This is a genomic window from Maribacter spongiae, from assembly GCF_047345125.1.
Lineage (GTDB): Bacteria > Bacteroidota > Bacteroidia > Flavobacteriales > Flavobacteriaceae > Maribacter.
Window position 1 is genome coordinate 150,451 of sequence record NZ_JBLFEQ010000007.1, and the last position, 15,555, is coordinate 166,005.

At 41.6% G+C, this 15,555-nt stretch carries 10 protein-coding genes; 1 reads left to right on the plus strand and 9 read right to left on the minus strand.

All coding sequences use genetic code 11. The features are described from left to right. Window positions 1-26 precede the first annotated feature (26 nt). Together ACKWB9_RS11460 and ACKWB9_RS11465 are read right to left on the minus strand one after the other, a co-directional pair. Window positions 27-1,205, minus strand: a complete 1,179-nt coding sequence (locus ACKWB9_RS11460) for an MFS transporter (RefSeq protein WP_414003155.1) — start codon at window positions 1,203-1,205, stop codon at window positions 27-29. A gap of 140 nt (window positions 1,206-1,345) precedes the next feature. Next, on the minus strand, window positions 1,346-3,559 hold the full coding sequence (locus ACKWB9_RS11465) for a bifunctional alpha,alpha-trehalose-phosphate synthase (UDP-forming)/trehalose-phosphatase (RefSeq protein ID WP_414003156.1): 2,214 nt from the start codon (window positions 3,557-3,559) through the stop codon (window positions 1,346-1,348). Between the two features lie 102 nt (window positions 3,560-3,661). Between ACKWB9_RS11465 and ACKWB9_RS11470 the strand changes: the two genes are divergently transcribed. Then, window positions 3,662-5,464, plus strand: a complete 1,803-nt coding sequence (locus tag ACKWB9_RS11470) for a glycoside hydrolase family 15 protein (RefSeq protein ID WP_414003157.1) — start codon at window positions 3,662-3,664, stop codon at window positions 5,462-5,464. Window positions 5,465-5,468: 4 nt separating this feature from the next. On the opposite strand, the gene ACKWB9_RS11475 is transcribed toward ACKWB9_RS11470, so the two are convergent. The 7 genes from ACKWB9_RS11475 to ACKWB9_RS11505 form a co-directional block, all read right to left on the minus strand. Further along, window positions 5,469-6,911, minus strand: a complete 1,443-nt coding sequence (locus tag ACKWB9_RS11475; RefSeq protein ID WP_414003158.1) for a pyridoxal phosphate-dependent decarboxylase family protein — start codon at window positions 6,909-6,911, stop codon at window positions 5,469-5,471. Window positions 6,912-7,008: 97 nt separating this feature from the next. Beyond that, window positions 7,009-8,820, minus strand: coding sequence for an acyl-CoA dehydrogenase family protein (locus tag ACKWB9_RS11480; protein WP_414003159.1), 1,812 nt, complete (start codon window positions 8,818-8,820; stop codon window positions 7,009-7,011). A 79-nt stretch (window positions 8,821-8,899) separates the two neighbouring features. Further along, window positions 8,900-10,093, minus strand: a complete 1,194-nt coding sequence (locus ACKWB9_RS11485; RefSeq protein WP_414003160.1) for an acetyl-CoA C-acyltransferase — start codon at window positions 10,091-10,093, stop codon at window positions 8,900-8,902. Between the two features lie 41 nt (window positions 10,094-10,134). Continuing rightward, window positions 10,135-10,491 (minus strand): four helix bundle protein, encoded by a 357-nt coding sequence (locus ACKWB9_RS11490; RefSeq protein WP_414003161.1) that lies wholly within the window; start codon window positions 10,489-10,491, stop codon window positions 10,135-10,137. Window positions 10,492-10,578: 87 nt separating this feature from the next. Further along, the gene (locus tag ACKWB9_RS11495; RefSeq protein WP_414003162.1) at window positions 10,579-12,984 is read right to left on the minus strand and encodes a 3-hydroxyacyl-CoA dehydrogenase/enoyl-CoA hydratase family protein; all 2,406 of its coding nucleotides are present in this window, start codon (window positions 12,982-12,984) and stop codon (window positions 10,579-10,581) included. A 10-nt stretch (window positions 12,985-12,994) separates the two neighbouring features. Next, window positions 12,995-13,441, minus strand: a complete 447-nt coding sequence (locus tag ACKWB9_RS11500; RefSeq protein WP_414003210.1) for a MarR family winged helix-turn-helix transcriptional regulator — start codon at window positions 13,439-13,441, stop codon at window positions 12,995-12,997. Window positions 13,442-13,612: 171 nt separating this feature from the next. Continuing rightward, window positions 13,613-15,382, minus strand: coding sequence for an AMP-dependent synthetase/ligase (locus ACKWB9_RS11505; protein WP_414003163.1), 1,770 nt, complete (start codon window positions 15,380-15,382; stop codon window positions 13,613-13,615). Window positions 15,383-15,555 lie beyond the last annotated feature (173 nt).

The following is a 15,555-nucleotide window of genomic DNA, read 5'->3' on the forward strand; positions in this document are numbered from 1 at the left end:
TTTGTTTTAGTTAAAAGTATTAAAAATTAATCGGTTTTTCTATAAATTAACTGCCATACCCCCAATAAAGGACCTATTGCCAAAACCATAAAAAGATAGGTGGGATGTATTCTTTCAGATAAAAAAGATAACAGTTGTATGCTTAGAATGGTAATGGCAAAACCGATAGAATTGACCAACGTTAGACCGGTACCTTTTAATTCAGGCGGAATTGCCGAGGCTACCAAATTGGAAAATTGAGGAGAATCGGCTATGACGGCCATGCCCCATAGGCACCAGATGGCCAAAAATAAAAATGCGGATAACTGATAAAATAATGGGGAGGTCAAACAACAAAATCCCGAGACCAACAGGGAAAATAAAGCTACCTTGTTACTTCCGAGCTTTTGGGACAATAATCCGCCCAATACACAGGATATCCCTCCCAGGGCAATGATAATACCTGTCCATAAGGAAACGGACAAGGGGGTATCCGAAAATTGATTGAAAACGGTTATGGCAAAAGGCGTAAATGCCCAAAAAGCGTAAAGTTCCCACATGTGGCCAAAATAACCAAAAGCTGCTTTTCTAAAATTTGTGATATGGAACAATTTTGGACCAGACCTTAAATCGAGTTTTGTGCTTCTTTTTCTATAGGGGCCATTGGGAACGAAGACAAACATCAATAATCCGCCCAATACCGTTAATCCTGACGTGAACCTTATAACAAAGGTTGGATCCGTACCTAAAGAGGATCCTCCAAAAATATAAGGAAAGGCGGTGCCCAACACCAATGCACCTACTAAAAATCCCAGGGCTTTTCCCAGTCCCTTTTCATAATAATCAGCTGCTATTTTCATTCCCACCGGATAAATACCGGCTAAGAAAAATCCGGTTCCGAACCTGGCCAAAAGCAGGGATGCCAGGGTTATATTTTTGTGAATAAGGACCAAATTACATAAGGCCGCCAATACCGCACAACCAAAAAATACCCGGGCAGGAGGGAAACGATCGGCAAGCATCAACAATGCAAAGATCAGCGTACCGCTTATAAAGCCAAATTGAACGGAAGACAATACGTATCCCACAATTTCGTTGCCCAGGCCCGTTTTTTCGATAAGATTTTCTATAATGGCATTTCCGGCAAACCAGGGCGAGGTACAGGCAAATTGGGAAAGGATGATTACGGACAGGATATGCGGTTTGATCTTTATTGTATTATCCATTAAAAATTACATCGGCGACCATGCCATTCTTAAACTCATTTATAAATAGATTCCCATATTGGGCCTTGCAAGAACACGCTGAAAGGACAAAAACGAATATACTACCGGTATGTTATACACTCCTATTGCTTTGCTGTATATTAGCTTTTATCGGCGAACCTTCCCAGAATATTGCGTACATTTTTGGTATTGTCCACAAAGTAACGTGCATGTGTTTTTTGGCGACCTACTTTTACCGTAACCGCCGTTTCGGGTAGTTCCTGAAACATGAACTCATCGGTCCAGTCATCACCAATGGCAAAAACAAAGTTGTATTCGTCCTCTGAAAAAACGCGCATAGAGGCTCTACCTTTATTCACATTACTGCTTTTGATTTCCATGACCTTATTGCCGTTCAAAACACTTAAATCGTCATTGGCGATCAGACTGGTCAATACGGTATTGAGCTCCACGGCCCTCTTTTGCCCAAAATCGGGGTCTGTATTGCGATAATGCCACGCCAATGAATAGTTTTTTTCTTCTATAAAGCTACCTGGAGTGCGGTCTACAAAAGATTCCAAAACGGGGAGTATTTTTTCCATCCAATCTTTTTTTACATTTTCCAACATTCTAAACTCCTCACCTCCCTGCGAAATCCATACCCCGTGTTCCACGATCATATTGTATTTTTTAGGCAGGAACCATTTGGCAAAAGTTTCCTTGTCCCGCCCACTGATCAAATACATCTCCGTACCTTCCTGGGACGAAATCTCATCCAGTAGTTTATAAAGGGCCGCATCTGGACTAGCTTTTTGAGGGTCGTTTTTAAAACCGGCCAAAGTGCCGTCATAATCAAGAAAAACAAGTCGCTTTTTCGCTTTTGTATAATCCGTCACGATTGTATTCAACAAATCTTTGGATAACCTTCGGGAAACAGCGGTCTGGTCCCTTTGCTTTTGATTTATGAGCGAGGTCATGAAGTCATTGGCCCATTTTTCAACATTATAACGTTCCAATCGCTTTTGTAACAATATGTTCCTTCTTTGTTGCTCACCCTCGGGCATATTTATGGCCTTGTACAAGGTATCCGCGATCTGTTCGAAATTATTTGGGTTAATGAGGAGGGATTCGTTCATTTCATTGGCGGAACCCGCCATTTCGCTCAATATCAATACCCCGGTTTTATCCGTTCGCGTGGCTACATATTCCTTGGCCACTAAATTCATACCGTCACGAATAGGTGTTAACCACGCAATGTCACAAGTGGTATATAGATCAATAAGGTTCTCAAAGGGCATTGATCTATAAAAATACCAAATGGGTGTCCAGCTTACGGTAGAAAGTTCACCGTTGATACGCCCTACCAGTTCATCTACTTCTTTTTTCAAAAGTTGGTATTGAGGTACATTGGAACGGGAGGGAACCGCCAGGATAATCAGGCGTACCTTCTCTTTATATTCCGGATATTTGTTTAAAAAATATTCAAAGGCGTTCAACCGTTTGGCAATTCCCTTGGTATAGTCCAAACGATCGATGGATAGAAAGAATTTAGCATCTGGAGCCGATTTTTTATGGGTGTCTAGCCGCTTTTGAAGCTCTGATTTTTGTTTTTCGTTTCGTTGTGCATGTTCCTTTGCGGCCGTACTGAACTTTTTATAATCGATACCCATTGGAAAAGAATCTACTTTGATTATCCTGTCATCCAAATAAATATCGTTGAAACTTACATCCAACCCTAGAAGCCTGCGCACGGAACTTAGAAAATGACGCTCGTAATCATAGGTATGAAAACCGATAAGGTCCGCTCCCAATAACCCTAAAAGAATTTCCCTGCGCCAGGGCAGTGTCCTGAAAATCTCAAAGGAAGGAAAGGGAATGTGCAAAAAGAAACCTATGGATATATTGGGACGTTTTTCCCGGACCATTTGCGGGACCAGCATTAATTGATAATCGTGGACCCAAATGGTGTCCTCTTCTCCGGCCTTTTCCAAAATGGCATCGGCAAATTTTTGATTTACCTTTTTATAGATTTCCCAACTGTCCAGTTCAAATTCCGAATATTCTAAAAAATAGTGGAACAGGGGCCATATGGTCCTATTGCTAAACCCAAAATAAAATCCGTCTACCTCTTTTTGGGTCAATTCAACCTTGGAAGAACCATGTTCTGCCAAAGCCTTGTCTATTTTTGGGGAAAGCTCCTTTGGAATTTCCTCGTCCGTAAGCCCGCTCCAACCGATCCAAAGACTGTCACCGCTGGAGTGAACAGATTTCATACCGGTTGCCAAACCACCTACACTGGGAGTTGCGTTTATGGTACCATTGCTAATTTGCAATTGTACGGGTAATCTATTTGAGATTATGATAGTTTTGGACATAAATAGCGGGTTTTACTTTGATATAAATTTTATTTCTCTCAATTTCGGGAAAAAGATGGGTAATAACAATTGAAACCCCGATTGAATTAAGATTTTTATTGAATGGATAATTTAGATTACGGAATTATAGGAAATTGTAGAAGTGCTGCCTTGGTATCCAAAACAGGTGCGATCGACTGGTGTTGTCTGCCCGAATTTGATTCTTCTTCGGTCTTTGCCAAACTGCTGGATGAAAAGATCGGTGGTAGTTTTGAGATCATAACGGATGGTTCCTATAAAATAAAGCAACGTTACAAAAAACATACGGCGATTTTGATAACCCATTTTTCCGATGGCAAAAATGCCTTTGAAATCCGTGATTTTATGCCGCGATATCGCAAGGAAGATAGCGGATACAATGCCCCGCCGGAAATCGTCCGATACATAAAACATATATCTGGAACCCCCTGTTTTAAGGTGCTTTATGACCCTAAATTGGAATATGCCCAGGGAAATACGGAAACTTACGTCAAAAAAAACTTTATCGTAAGTCTTACCCATGGTGAAAAGTTCGACACCTGCTTCTTATACACCTCTTTCAATAAAAATGCGGTTATGGAAGGGCGTGAGATCGAAGTGACCAAAGACGGTTATTTTTTATTGGGGTACAATGAGAAATTATTTCAACCCACGGTTCGGAAAATGTACACGGAACTGGAACGTACCAAGGTATACTGGTTGAATTGGAGCAGTAAGACCCCTAATTACAAAAAGTACAATTCCCAAATTAGCCGAAGTGCCGTGACCTTAAAATTATTGAGTTATGATAAGACGGGCGCGGTCCTGGCAGCGGCTACAACATCACTCCCCGAGACCATAGGCGAAGTACGCAACTGGGACTATCGTTTTTGTTGGATCAGGGATGCTTCTATGGTCATTAAGGTCATTGGGGAGCTGGGCCATAAAAATGTGGCCAGACGCTATTTGCAATTTATTGTGGATTTGATTCCGGACAAGGACGAGAAGCTGCAGATTATGTACGGTATCAATAAAGAGAAGAAACTCACTGAGGAAACTTTGGACCATTTGAGCGGTTATCGGGATTCCCGTCCGGTAAGGATCGGCAATGCGGCCTATAAACAACGACAGCATGATATTTATGGAATCCTCATGGACGTAATTCATGAACAACTGGCCAAATACAGTAATGATATTGAGAATGGTGAGGAACTTTGGGGAATTACAAAGGGTATTGTTTGGATCGTTTCCAACCACTGGAAAGAAGCAGATAAGGGGATTTGGGAGTTTAGGGCGGAAGACAGGCATTTTACTTTTTCCAAAGTACTTTGTTGGGTGGCTATAGACAGGGCGATAAAAGTGGCCCGGTTATTTAGAAAGACCCGAAAAATTGAAAAATGGGCCGCTTTGGAACAGGAGATTAAACAGGATATCCATGCGCATGCCTGGAACCCCGATGTAAATGCTTTTGTCCAATCTTATGGTTCTGCCCATTTGGATGCTTCGGTATTATTAATGGAATCCTATGGCTTTATCCATGCCAGAGACCCCAAATTTGTAAGTACCGTAAAGACCATCGAAAAAGAATTGAGTAATGACGGATTGTTATATCGCTATAAAAACGAAGATGACTTTGGGCTGCCTTCTTCTTCCTTTACTATTTGTACTTTCTGGTTTATCAATAGCTTGTTCAAGATAGGCGAGGAGGAAAAGGCCATGGCGCACTTTGATCAATTGTTAAGCTATAGTAACCATTTAGGCTTATTTAGTGAAGATATTGATTTTAAGACCAAACGATTATTAGGGAACTTTCCACAGGCATACTCGCATTTGGCATTGATAGAATGCGCCATTAATTTTTCCAAAAAGGAAAGTGAGGAACAGGTATTGGAATCGTTGAGGGTATAGGGGTTTAATTTTTTTTCAATAGTACGGAATGGGCGGTCTTTTTAATTTTTACCAATAATTTTTTAAACTGATCTGTTGTGGTAAACGGATTCATTAGCGAAGTTCGTAAATAATGGTTTCCCCTCAACTTTGTTTGTACCAAATAGAATTCCCCGTCAGCCAATAACTGTGCCCTAATTTGGGCATTCAATGAATTCAATTCATCGTTTACAAGACTGGAATCCACATATCTAAAGCATAAAATGTTGGATTGAGGTGTGATCGCAATTTCAAAATTTGCATCGTTCAATAACAATTGTGCCAGCTCACGGGCCAAATCGTATTGTCGGGTAACAAACTCATCAAAAAGTGCTTCACCATAGCACTTTAACAGGGCATACCAATGCAGGCTCATCATGGTTTTGGTACATTCAAAAGTACGTTTGCCACCATTATACCAGTCTTCATGATCTGTGTCATTCAGCAGATAATCCGCTTTTTGACTAAATGTGGCATGGGAATCCATACCATTTTTAAAGAGGAGGGCCGTAGTGAGAGCGGGCATTAGCATCATTTTATGTCCGTCTATTACCACAGAATCCGCTTCTTCCATTCCGTTGAGGAGATGCTTGTATTTTCGGGAATAAATGGCCGCACCGCCATGGGCACCATCCACATGAAACCAGAGGTCATGTTGTTTCACAAAATTTCCAATAGCTTTTAAGTCATCATAAATACCGGTTGCTGTAGAGGGTGCGCTACCTACTATTGCAAATACTTCGATTCCTTTTGCCTTGGCTTCCCGATATGATGTTTCTAACTGGGAAGTATCCAATGCATAGCCATCATTTGCGGGAATTTTAATAATACCCTTTTCGCCCAACCCCATTATTTTTGCCGCTCTGTCCACACAATAATGTGCCTCTTCACTTACCATGATTCCTAAGGGTTTGATGTTGCCCTCGTTCCATACGTCATGGGAAACTTTTGCTTTTCTGGCCGCAAGTAAGGCGGTGAGGTTCGCTAAGGTTCCACCCGAGGTCAATAATCCACGGGCATTGGAATCCCATCCGATTTTTTGGCATAAATGATCTGTTACGATCCGTTCCATGGCCGTGGAGGACATTCCCATTTCATAGACCGCCATCCCGTTATTGAACATGGCGCTTATAAGGCTGGTCAATACGGTAATAGGAGCGGTTGCCGCTATCTGATGCCCTATATATTTTGGATGGTGAACATGGATGCTTCTTTTTAGGGTTTCGGAAAAAAGGTCCTTCTCATTTCCTTTTTTTAAGAAATTCCTCCAAAAGTCCAGTTCGTTTTCGGGCTCGTTCCAGTTAATGGTTTTAGCATTTTCTCCCGTAGTGGTGTTTTTCAGATGGTCTGCCAGCTCAATTATAATTTGCTGTCCTTTCTTTTTAAAGTCATCCGGGGAATAAACGGATGCGAGAAGTTTACTTTTCATCCGTTAAAAGTATAATCCCATTGGTTTGTAACCAAATAAAAACCGCTCCAATTGGAGCGGTTTTTCTTCTGTCTAAAAAACAAAAGGGCAATCTGAATTAGTCAAAGGTATAACCATTGTCCGCAGCTACTTTATCCGCAATTTGTATGCGTAAAGCCACTACGTTGGGGTTATTGGTATATTTTGTAAAGCGTTTTAAGCCCATGAGCATCATGCGTTGTTCGTCACCTTGAACAAATGAGACTATCGCTTCTTTTCCTTTTTGGATAATAATATCGGTAGCCCTGTACAAATAAAGTTTGGACATGGCTATTTGGGTAGATTGCGATGCTTCGCCAGATCGCTTTGCATTCTTTTCGGTTCTTAAAATGGCGGATTCGGCCAAATACACCTGTATTAAAATATCCGATGCGGATAATAAGAGTTGTTGATGCTCTTCCAATTGGGGCCCGAATTTTTGTACGGCACTGCCCGCTATCATCAAAAACACTTTTTTCAAACGTTTTATCAAATCCTTTTCCTCGGCAAACAATTCCGAAAAGTCAGGAGCATCAAATGACGGAATACCCATCAATTCTTCGCCCACTGCCGTTGCAGGGCCTAATAGGTCTACATGGCCCTTCATGGCCTTTTTGACCAACATGCCCACGACCAACATTCGATTGATCTCATTGGTTCCTTCATATATCCTTGAGATACGGGCATCTCTCCATGCGGATTCCATAGGCGTATCCGCACTAAAACCCATTCCTCCAAAAATTTGGATGCCCTCATCGGTCGTGTGTTGTACGTGTTCCGATACCCCCACTTTTAGGATGGAACATTCTATGGCATATTCTTCAACGCCTTTTAGTTCTGCTTCTTGATGCGAATTTCCTCCGGCTTCACGAAGGGCGATCCTATCTTCAATATTTTTTGCGGCCCTGTAGCATGCGGCTTCGTCCACATATGCGTTGGTGGCCATATCTGCAATTTTAGCCTTTATAGCCCCAAAATTGGCAATGGGCGTTTTAAACTGAATACGCTCATTGGCATATTTTGTAGCCTCATTGATAACCCTCCGTTGTGCTTCCAAACAAGCTGCCGCAAGTTTGATCCGACCTATATTCAGGGCATTCATGGCAATTTTAAATCCGTTACCACGTTCGGAGAGCATATTTTCAATAGGAACCTTGGTCTCACTGAAAAATACCTGACGGGTAGAAGAGGAGTGGATTCCTAACTTTTTTTCCTCATCGCCCAGGGTAATCCCATTGGCAGGATCATTTTCAATAATGAAACCGGTAATATTCTTATCATCTTCAATACGGGCAAAAACGATGAACAGATTGCAAAAACCGGCATTGGAAATCCACATTTTTTGTCCGGTAATGCTATAATATTTGCCATCATCGGATAAAACCGCTTTTGTTTTTCCCGAATTGGCGTCCGAACCAGCACCTGGTTCCGTTAAGCAATAGGCACCAAACCACTCCCCGGAGGCCAGTTTTGGTACATATTTTTGTTTTTGTTCTTCCGTTCCGTATAATGTAATAGGCATGGTGCCGATTCCGGTATGTGCCCCAAAAGCAGTACTGAACGAACCTGTAGCCCCAGAGATATAATCGCATACCAATACGGTAGATACAAAGCCCATTCCCAGACCTCCGTAGGACTCGGGTACGGCTATACTCAATAATCCCAGTTCACCCGCCTTGTGCATGGTTTCCTCGGTATAGGCATAGTCTTTTTTCTCAAAACGTTCCCAATGCGCCCAAAGTTCCCGATCAACAAATTCCTTGGTACTCTCACGCATCAATTTTTGCTCTTCGTTCAAATCCTCCAAAGTGAAGACATCTTCACAACTTGTTTCCTTGATAAGAAACTGACCTCCACGAAGGATTTCTTTTTGTGTTGTCTCGGTACTCATATCGATTTGTATTACATGTTTAATAATAAGTATTGGGGTTAAGCTAGAGAAATCCAACTGTTCAATACCAACACTTTTCTTAATTTAAAAATTCAAAAATCCCGGCAGCCCCTTGTCCTGTACCCACACACATGGTCACCATACCGTATTTGCCCTGCATTTTGCGCTTACGCATTTCATCGAACAATTGCACCGATAATTTAGCCCCTGTGCAGCCTAACGGATGACCAAGTGCAATGGCTCCACCGTTAACGTTTACAATGTCGGGATTCAGATTCAGTTCCCTTATGACCGCAAGGGATTGTGAAGCAAAGGCTTCGTTCAATTCGATCAGTTCAACGTCCCCTTGTTTTAACCCCGCTTGTTTTAATGCCTTTGGGACAGCGGCTACCGGCCCAATACCCATAATTCTGGGTGGCACTCCCGCGGCGGCGTAGTTGACCAACCTGGCAATGGGTTCTAAATTTAATTCTTTGACCATTTCTTCGCTCATGACCATTACAAAAGCGGCACCATCGCTCATTTGCGAAGAATTCCCCGCAGTTACGCTCCCATTGGCGGCAAAGACAGGCCTTAATTTGTTCAGGGTAGGGATATTGGTCCCGGCCCTTGGGCCTTCATCTTTGGTTACCGTATATTTTTTAGAAGCCTTTTTCCCATCTGGACCTACATAGGTCTGTTCCACTTTAATGGGGACAATTTGATCTTGAAAACGATCTTCTGCCTGTGCCCTTAAAGCTTTCATGTGGGAATTATAGGCAAATTCGTCCTGATCTTCCCGAGAAACCTTATATTCCTGTGCTACGGCCTCTGCCGTGTTTCCCATGCCCCAATAATAATCTTCATGTCCTGCTTTTACGATATCATAATTCAATTCTGTTTTATACCCTGTCATGGGAACGGAACTCATACTTTCGGCACCTCCGGCAATGATACAGTCTGCCATTCCCGCTTGGATTTTTGCCGTGGCGATTCCAATGGTCTCAATGCCCGAAGAGCAAAAACGATTTACGGTAACCCCCGGTACATCAACAATATCCAGACCCATAAGTGAAATCAAGCGGGCCATATTAAGGCCCTGTGACCCTTCTGGCATGGCATTGCCCACAATAACGTCGTCAATACGTTTTTTGTCCAACTGTGGAAGTTCCGCCATCATATGTGCAATAGTCTCTGCGGCCAATTCATCCGTTCTCTTGAACCGAAAAACACCTTTTGGGGCTTTGCCCACTGCTGTGCGATATCCTTTGACTATGTATGCTGTTTTGTTCATGTTTTTTTCGGATTAAAGATTGAAGGAGCAAAGACATGGGATTATTTGTCTAATCCTCCCTGAAATCCTGATGTCATTTTTTGTAATTGTCGTATTCTTTGTTCAAGATTTTTGAATTTTTCATCGGTCAAATACCCTTGGTTAAATGCAATTATGAGTTGGGTTTCCCACTCAAAAGCAGAGCCTAAACTGATTTCTAAAAACTTGCCAAAATGCTTATTTGTACCCTTACTACTTCCTTCGGCAATATTGGAAGGTATAGAAACTGCACATCGAATCATTTGACTTGTTAGATTAAATTTTTCAATATCTGGAAAATTTTTAGTCATTCTATATGTTACATTCACTAACGATATTCCTTCATTCCAAACCTTTAATTTTCTAAAATTATGTGTCATTCCAATCCTTACTCTTTCATTTAAGGTCTTTCAGTCTTTTTTCTAATTTCTAAGTACGGTGTACCAAGTACCTGATACTAAAACCTTTTAGTTTCTTAAAGGTTTTCCTGTTTTCAACATATGTTGAATTCGCTCTAAAGTCTTACGTTCCGTACAAAGCGATAAAAATGCTTCTCTTTCTATATCTAATAGGTATTGCTCCGAAACATAGCTTGGTTCCGATAAATCGCCTCCGGCCATAACATAGGCCAGCTTATTGGCGATTTTTTTATCATGCTCGCTAATATAACGGCTTGCTTCCATGGCATCCGTACCCACCAGGAACATGCCCAAGGCCTGTTTGCCCAATACTTTTACATCCTTTCTTTTTGGTGGTCTGGTGTAACCGGCTTCCGCCATTAATTTTGCATGTGCCTTGGCCGTGGCTATCTGTCTGTCTTTGTTCACTACAACAATATCCTTTCCTTTTTGAAGGATTCCAAGATCATAGGCCTCGTAGGCCGAAGTAGAGACTTTGGCCATGCCTATAGTGAGGAAATATTCCTGCAGTATATTCAATTCCACGTCTCCTTTTTTAAAGGAATCGGAAGCCCTTAATGCAAATTCTTTGGAACCGCCACCTCCGGGGATTACGCCAACGCCAAATTCTACCAGACCTATATAGGTTTCGGCAGCGGCCACTATTTTGTCCGCATGTAATGAAAGCTCGCATCCACCGCCTAGCGTCATTCCATGAGGGGCGGAAACTGTTGGGATCGAAGAATAGCGCATACGCATCATTGTGTCCTGAAAGACTTTAATGGCCCTATTCAATTCATCATATTCCTGTTCCACGGCCATCATGAATATCATTCCGATATTGGCACCAACAGAGAAGTTAGCGGCTTGGTTACCCACTACTAAACCTTGATAGTCTTTTTCGGCCATATCAATGGCTTTGTTCAATCCTGCTATAACGTCTCCTCCAATGGTGTTCATTTTGGACTGGAATTCACAGTTCAAAATACCATTGCCTAAATCCTCAATAACCACTCCGCTATTTTTAAAGATTTCGTTAGAGGTTCTGATATTGTCTAGAATGATAAAAGCGTCCTGACCGGGTACTTTTACCATTTCCTTCTTCGGAATGTCATAATAATAGGTAGCTCCTTCTTTTATGGTATAGAAAGAATCAATACCTGCAGCTTTCATTTCCGATATCCATTTGGCCGCTTCTTGATTTTCCGCGGTAATATACTCCAAGCCTTTGTCCAGACCTATGGCATCCCAAATTTGGAAGGGGCCATGCTCCCAACCGAAACCGGCTTTCATGGCATCGTCTATTTTGTAAAGCGCATCCGTAATTTCGGGAATCCGATGGGACACATAGGCGAAAAGTTGTCCAAAACTTTTTCTATAGAATTCTCCCGCCTTATCTTTTCCGTCCGCCAGAACGGAAAAACGATCTATTACCTTATCTATGGTCTTGGTATGTTCCAAGGTGGCAAATTTGGCACGTTTTTTAGAGCGATAATCCATCGTATCCAAATCCAGGGTAAGGATTTCGCTTTTGCCTTTATCCCCTTTTATCTTTTTATAGAATCCCTGTCCTGTCTTACTTCCCAACCATTTATTTTCTACCATGGTCTGGATAAAACCAGGTAATGAGAATAATTGATGGCGTTCGTCATCCTTACAATTTTCCGAGATTCCATTGGCGACATGCACCAATGTATCCAGCCCTACAACATCAACAGTTCTAAATGTGGCCGATTTAGGCCGGCCGATTACCGGTCCCGTTAATTTATCGACCTCTTCAACGGTCATTTCCAATTCTTTGACCGCATGAAAAAGACTTTGAATGCTAAAAATACCGATTCGATTGCCGATAAAGGCAGGGGTATCTTTAGCGACTACGGAAGTCTTTCCCAAATATTGTTCGCCATAACTATTTAAAAATTCCAAAACCTCTGTATTGGTCTTGGGACCGGGAATAATTTCAAAAAGCTTTAGATAGCGTGCCGGATTAAAAAAATGTGTTCCACAGAAATGTTCTTGAAAATCGTCGCTCCTGCCCTCGGACATGAACTTAATGGGAATACCGGAGGTGTTGGAGGTAATTAAAGTTCCGGGGGTTCTGTGTTTTTCCAGATTTTCAAAAACTTGTTTTTTAATGTCAAGGCGTTCCACTACCACTTCAATAATCCAATCTACTTTACCTATTTTGGCAATATCATCCTCCAAATTTCCCGTAACGATCCTATTTGCGAATTTTTGGTGATAAATAGGGGAGGGCTTCGACTTTAGGGCCATCGCCAAAGAATCGTTCACCAAACGGTTGCGAACTGCCTTATCTTTAAGGGTCAACCCTTTGGTTTTTTCTTTTTCATTGAGTTCTCTGGGAATAATATCCAACAATAAGACTTCAACCCCAATATTGGCAAAATGACAAGCGATACCGCTTCCCATGATACCGGAACCAATAACGGCAACTTTAGTAATATGCCTCTTCATTATATAGGAATTAATTCGATGTTTTTGTATATATTTTTTTATCCAAGATCAATTTGTTGATAACCTCTACCGTATTAAAAAACCCCGCAAGATCATTTTTACTTACATGGGCCCGGACTACTTCATTGAAGCGCAATACCACTTCTTTGGAATCTTTACGTTTTTCCAGCCCCAGTTCCGTTAAATGAATCAAAACACCTCTTCCATCCTCTGGATTGGGTCTTCTTTCTATATAGCCTTTCTCCTCTATACGCTTTAGGATTCTTGAAAGACTGGTAGATTCCATTCCCATCTTTGGCCCCAAAGCGGTACTGGGCGTTCCCTTTTTTGGATCAATGCTCAATAATGTAAAACCAATGGCCATGGTGGTCTCATAGTTCTTGGCTTCTTCATTGTACATTCTGGCAACTGCTTGCCAAGTAGCCCTAAGGGCATAATCAATGGTCAAATCTTTCATAGGCTCAAAATCCGCTCTCAAATATAATGAAATTTATTATGCATGCATAATAAATTTCATTAATTAATGCTAAAAAATTCAGAAAGGTTTATCTGGAAGAGGTAAGGTTGTTTCTTTCCGTTATTATGGCCTTATTAAACCAGTTCATTTATAAAATTTTTGCGGTTCAATTTAACGGTCATAGATATTATTATATAAATGAATATATTTTTCTTTGACGATTTTTCTGCGCAATTTCATGGTAGGGGTCAGGTGACCACCATCTATACTCCATATATCCGGTGTTAAACGAAATTGTTTTACTTTTTCCCATTTGGCAAAATCGGCATTGGCCAAATCCACTTCTTCCTGTATTCGTGCAATTACCTTTTCATTCTGTACAATATCCGAATTTTCGCCCAATGTAATTTTATGGAGTTCCGCCCAATCGTATAAAAAATCAAAATTGGGCTGGATCAGGGCGGCAGGCATTTTTTCACCCTCACCAACGATCATGATCTGTTCTATAAAACGGGATTGTTTAAATCTATTTTCCAATAATTGCGGGGCGACGTATTTACCGCCCGAGGTCTTGAACATTTCCTTCTTACGGTCCGTAATGCGTAAAAAACCATCGGTATCTATTTCACCAATATCACCGGTATGAAAATACCCGTCTTTTAATACTTCTGCGGTTTTCCCCGGATCTTTATAATATCCCATCATAACATTGGGGCCTTTGCATAGGATTTCACCGTCTTCGGCAATTTTTATTTCCACGTCTTTAATGATCCTGCCTACGGAACCAATTTTCCATCCATCGCCTTTTTCCTGGTTTACGGAAATTACGGGAGAAGTCTCCGTTAATCCATAGCCTTCCATTACGGGGATGCCCGCAGCGCCAAAAACACGGCTCAAACGCTGTTGTAATGCCGCACTACCGGAGACCATCGTTGTTAGGTTCCCGCCTAACCCTTCTTGCCATTTACTAAAAATAAGTTTGCGCGCCAACCTTAATTGTTTTTCATACCACCATCCGTTTTTACCATAAGGTTCGTACTTGAGCCCAAGGGCTACCGCCCAAAAGAACAGTTTCTTTTTGATGCCCGTTAATGCCGCTCCCTTGGCGATGATGGCATCATAGACTTTTTCCAATAGGCGTGGCACCACGGTCATAACATCCGGTTTTACTTCCTTTAGGTTATCACTGATCTTGTCCAGGCCTTCCGCAAAATAGATTTGGATACCGCAATACTGATACAGGTATAAGATCATACGCTCAAAAATGTGGCAAACGGGTAAAAAACTTAGAGCGCTTGCTCCCGCCTCAAAAGGTACCCGAAGCTCACTGGAAATAACATTGGAAACAATATTATGATGGGACAGCATGACCCCTTTTGGTCTCCCGGTTGTTCCCGAGGTGTAGATCAGAGTGGCCAAGTCTTCCGGTTTAACGGCCGCTTTCCTTTGCTCCACTTCTTCCTGATTGGAATCATCTTTTCCCTTTTCCAGTACCTCGCTCCAATGGCTACAATTTTTTAGATCGTCAAAAGAAAATACCGCTTCCAGTTTCTTTAACTTGGAACCAATGGCCATTACTTTTGCATGCACTTCGTCACAGGACACAAAACAATATTTGGCTTCTGAATGGTTAAGGACATATTCATAATCTTCTTCTGAAATTGTTGGATAAATGGGTACGCTTTGTGCACCGGTCTGTAGAATTCCAATATCCACAATATTCCATTCCGTGCGATTGGTCATGGCAATAACGGCAATTTTATCATTGGGTTTTACTCCCAAACGCAATAACCCTCTACTTATGGCATTGGCCTGATCAATATATTCCCGGGTGGAGGTTGCTATCCATTCCCCGTTCCGCTTTGTAACAAGGGCCTTGTCCATGTTATATTTTTCTAATTGATAGAAAGGAAAATCAAATAATCGGGTTACCGTTTGCATATCTTGTCGCTGTATAGTACTTGCAAATTAGGGAAAGGAAGCGGGATTTTAAAACGGATCGTTCATAATTGGATGTTCGGATAGTCGGATGCATGCCTTTTTCTTGATTTTTTTGAGGATTATATCCTTTTATATGTTTAGCGAACAATCCCCCTATTTTGTACCTTATGTGA

Coding starts and splice junctions, on each gene's coding strand:
- ACKWB9_RS11465 (WP_414003156.1), bottom strand. CDS start 3,559: ATGTCCAAAACTATCATAATCTCAAATAGATTACCCGTACAATTGCAA.
- ACKWB9_RS11460 (WP_414003155.1), bottom strand. CDS start 1,205: ATGGATAATACAATAAAGATCAAACCGCATATCCTGTCCGTAATCATC.
- ACKWB9_RS11475 (WP_414003158.1), bottom strand. CDS start 6,911: ATGAAAAGTAAACTTCTCGCATCCGTTTATTCCCCGGATGACTTTAAA.
- ACKWB9_RS11490 (WP_414003161.1), bottom strand. CDS start 10,491: ATGACACATAATTTTAGAAAATTAAAGGTTTGGAATGAAGGAATATCG.
- ACKWB9_RS11470 (WP_414003157.1), top strand. CDS start 3,662: ATGGATAATTTAGATTACGGAATTATAGGAAATTGTAGAAGTGCTGCC.
- ACKWB9_RS11505 (WP_414003163.1), bottom strand. CDS start 15,382: ATGCAAACGGTAACCCGATTATTTGATTTTCCTTTCTATCAATTAGAA.
- ACKWB9_RS11500 (WP_414003210.1), bottom strand. CDS start 13,441: ATGAAAGATTTGACCATTGATTATGCCCTTAGGGCTACTTGGCAAGCA.
- ACKWB9_RS11495 (WP_414003162.1), bottom strand. CDS start 12,984: ATGAAGAGGCATATTACTAAAGTTGCCGTTATTGGTTCCGGTATCATG.
- ACKWB9_RS11480 (WP_414003159.1), bottom strand. CDS start 8,820: ATGAGTACCGAGACAACACAAAAAGAAATCCTTCGTGGAGGTCAGTTT.
- ACKWB9_RS11485 (WP_414003160.1), bottom strand. CDS start 10,093: ATGAACAAAACAGCATACATAGTCAAAGGATATCGCACAGCAGTGGGC.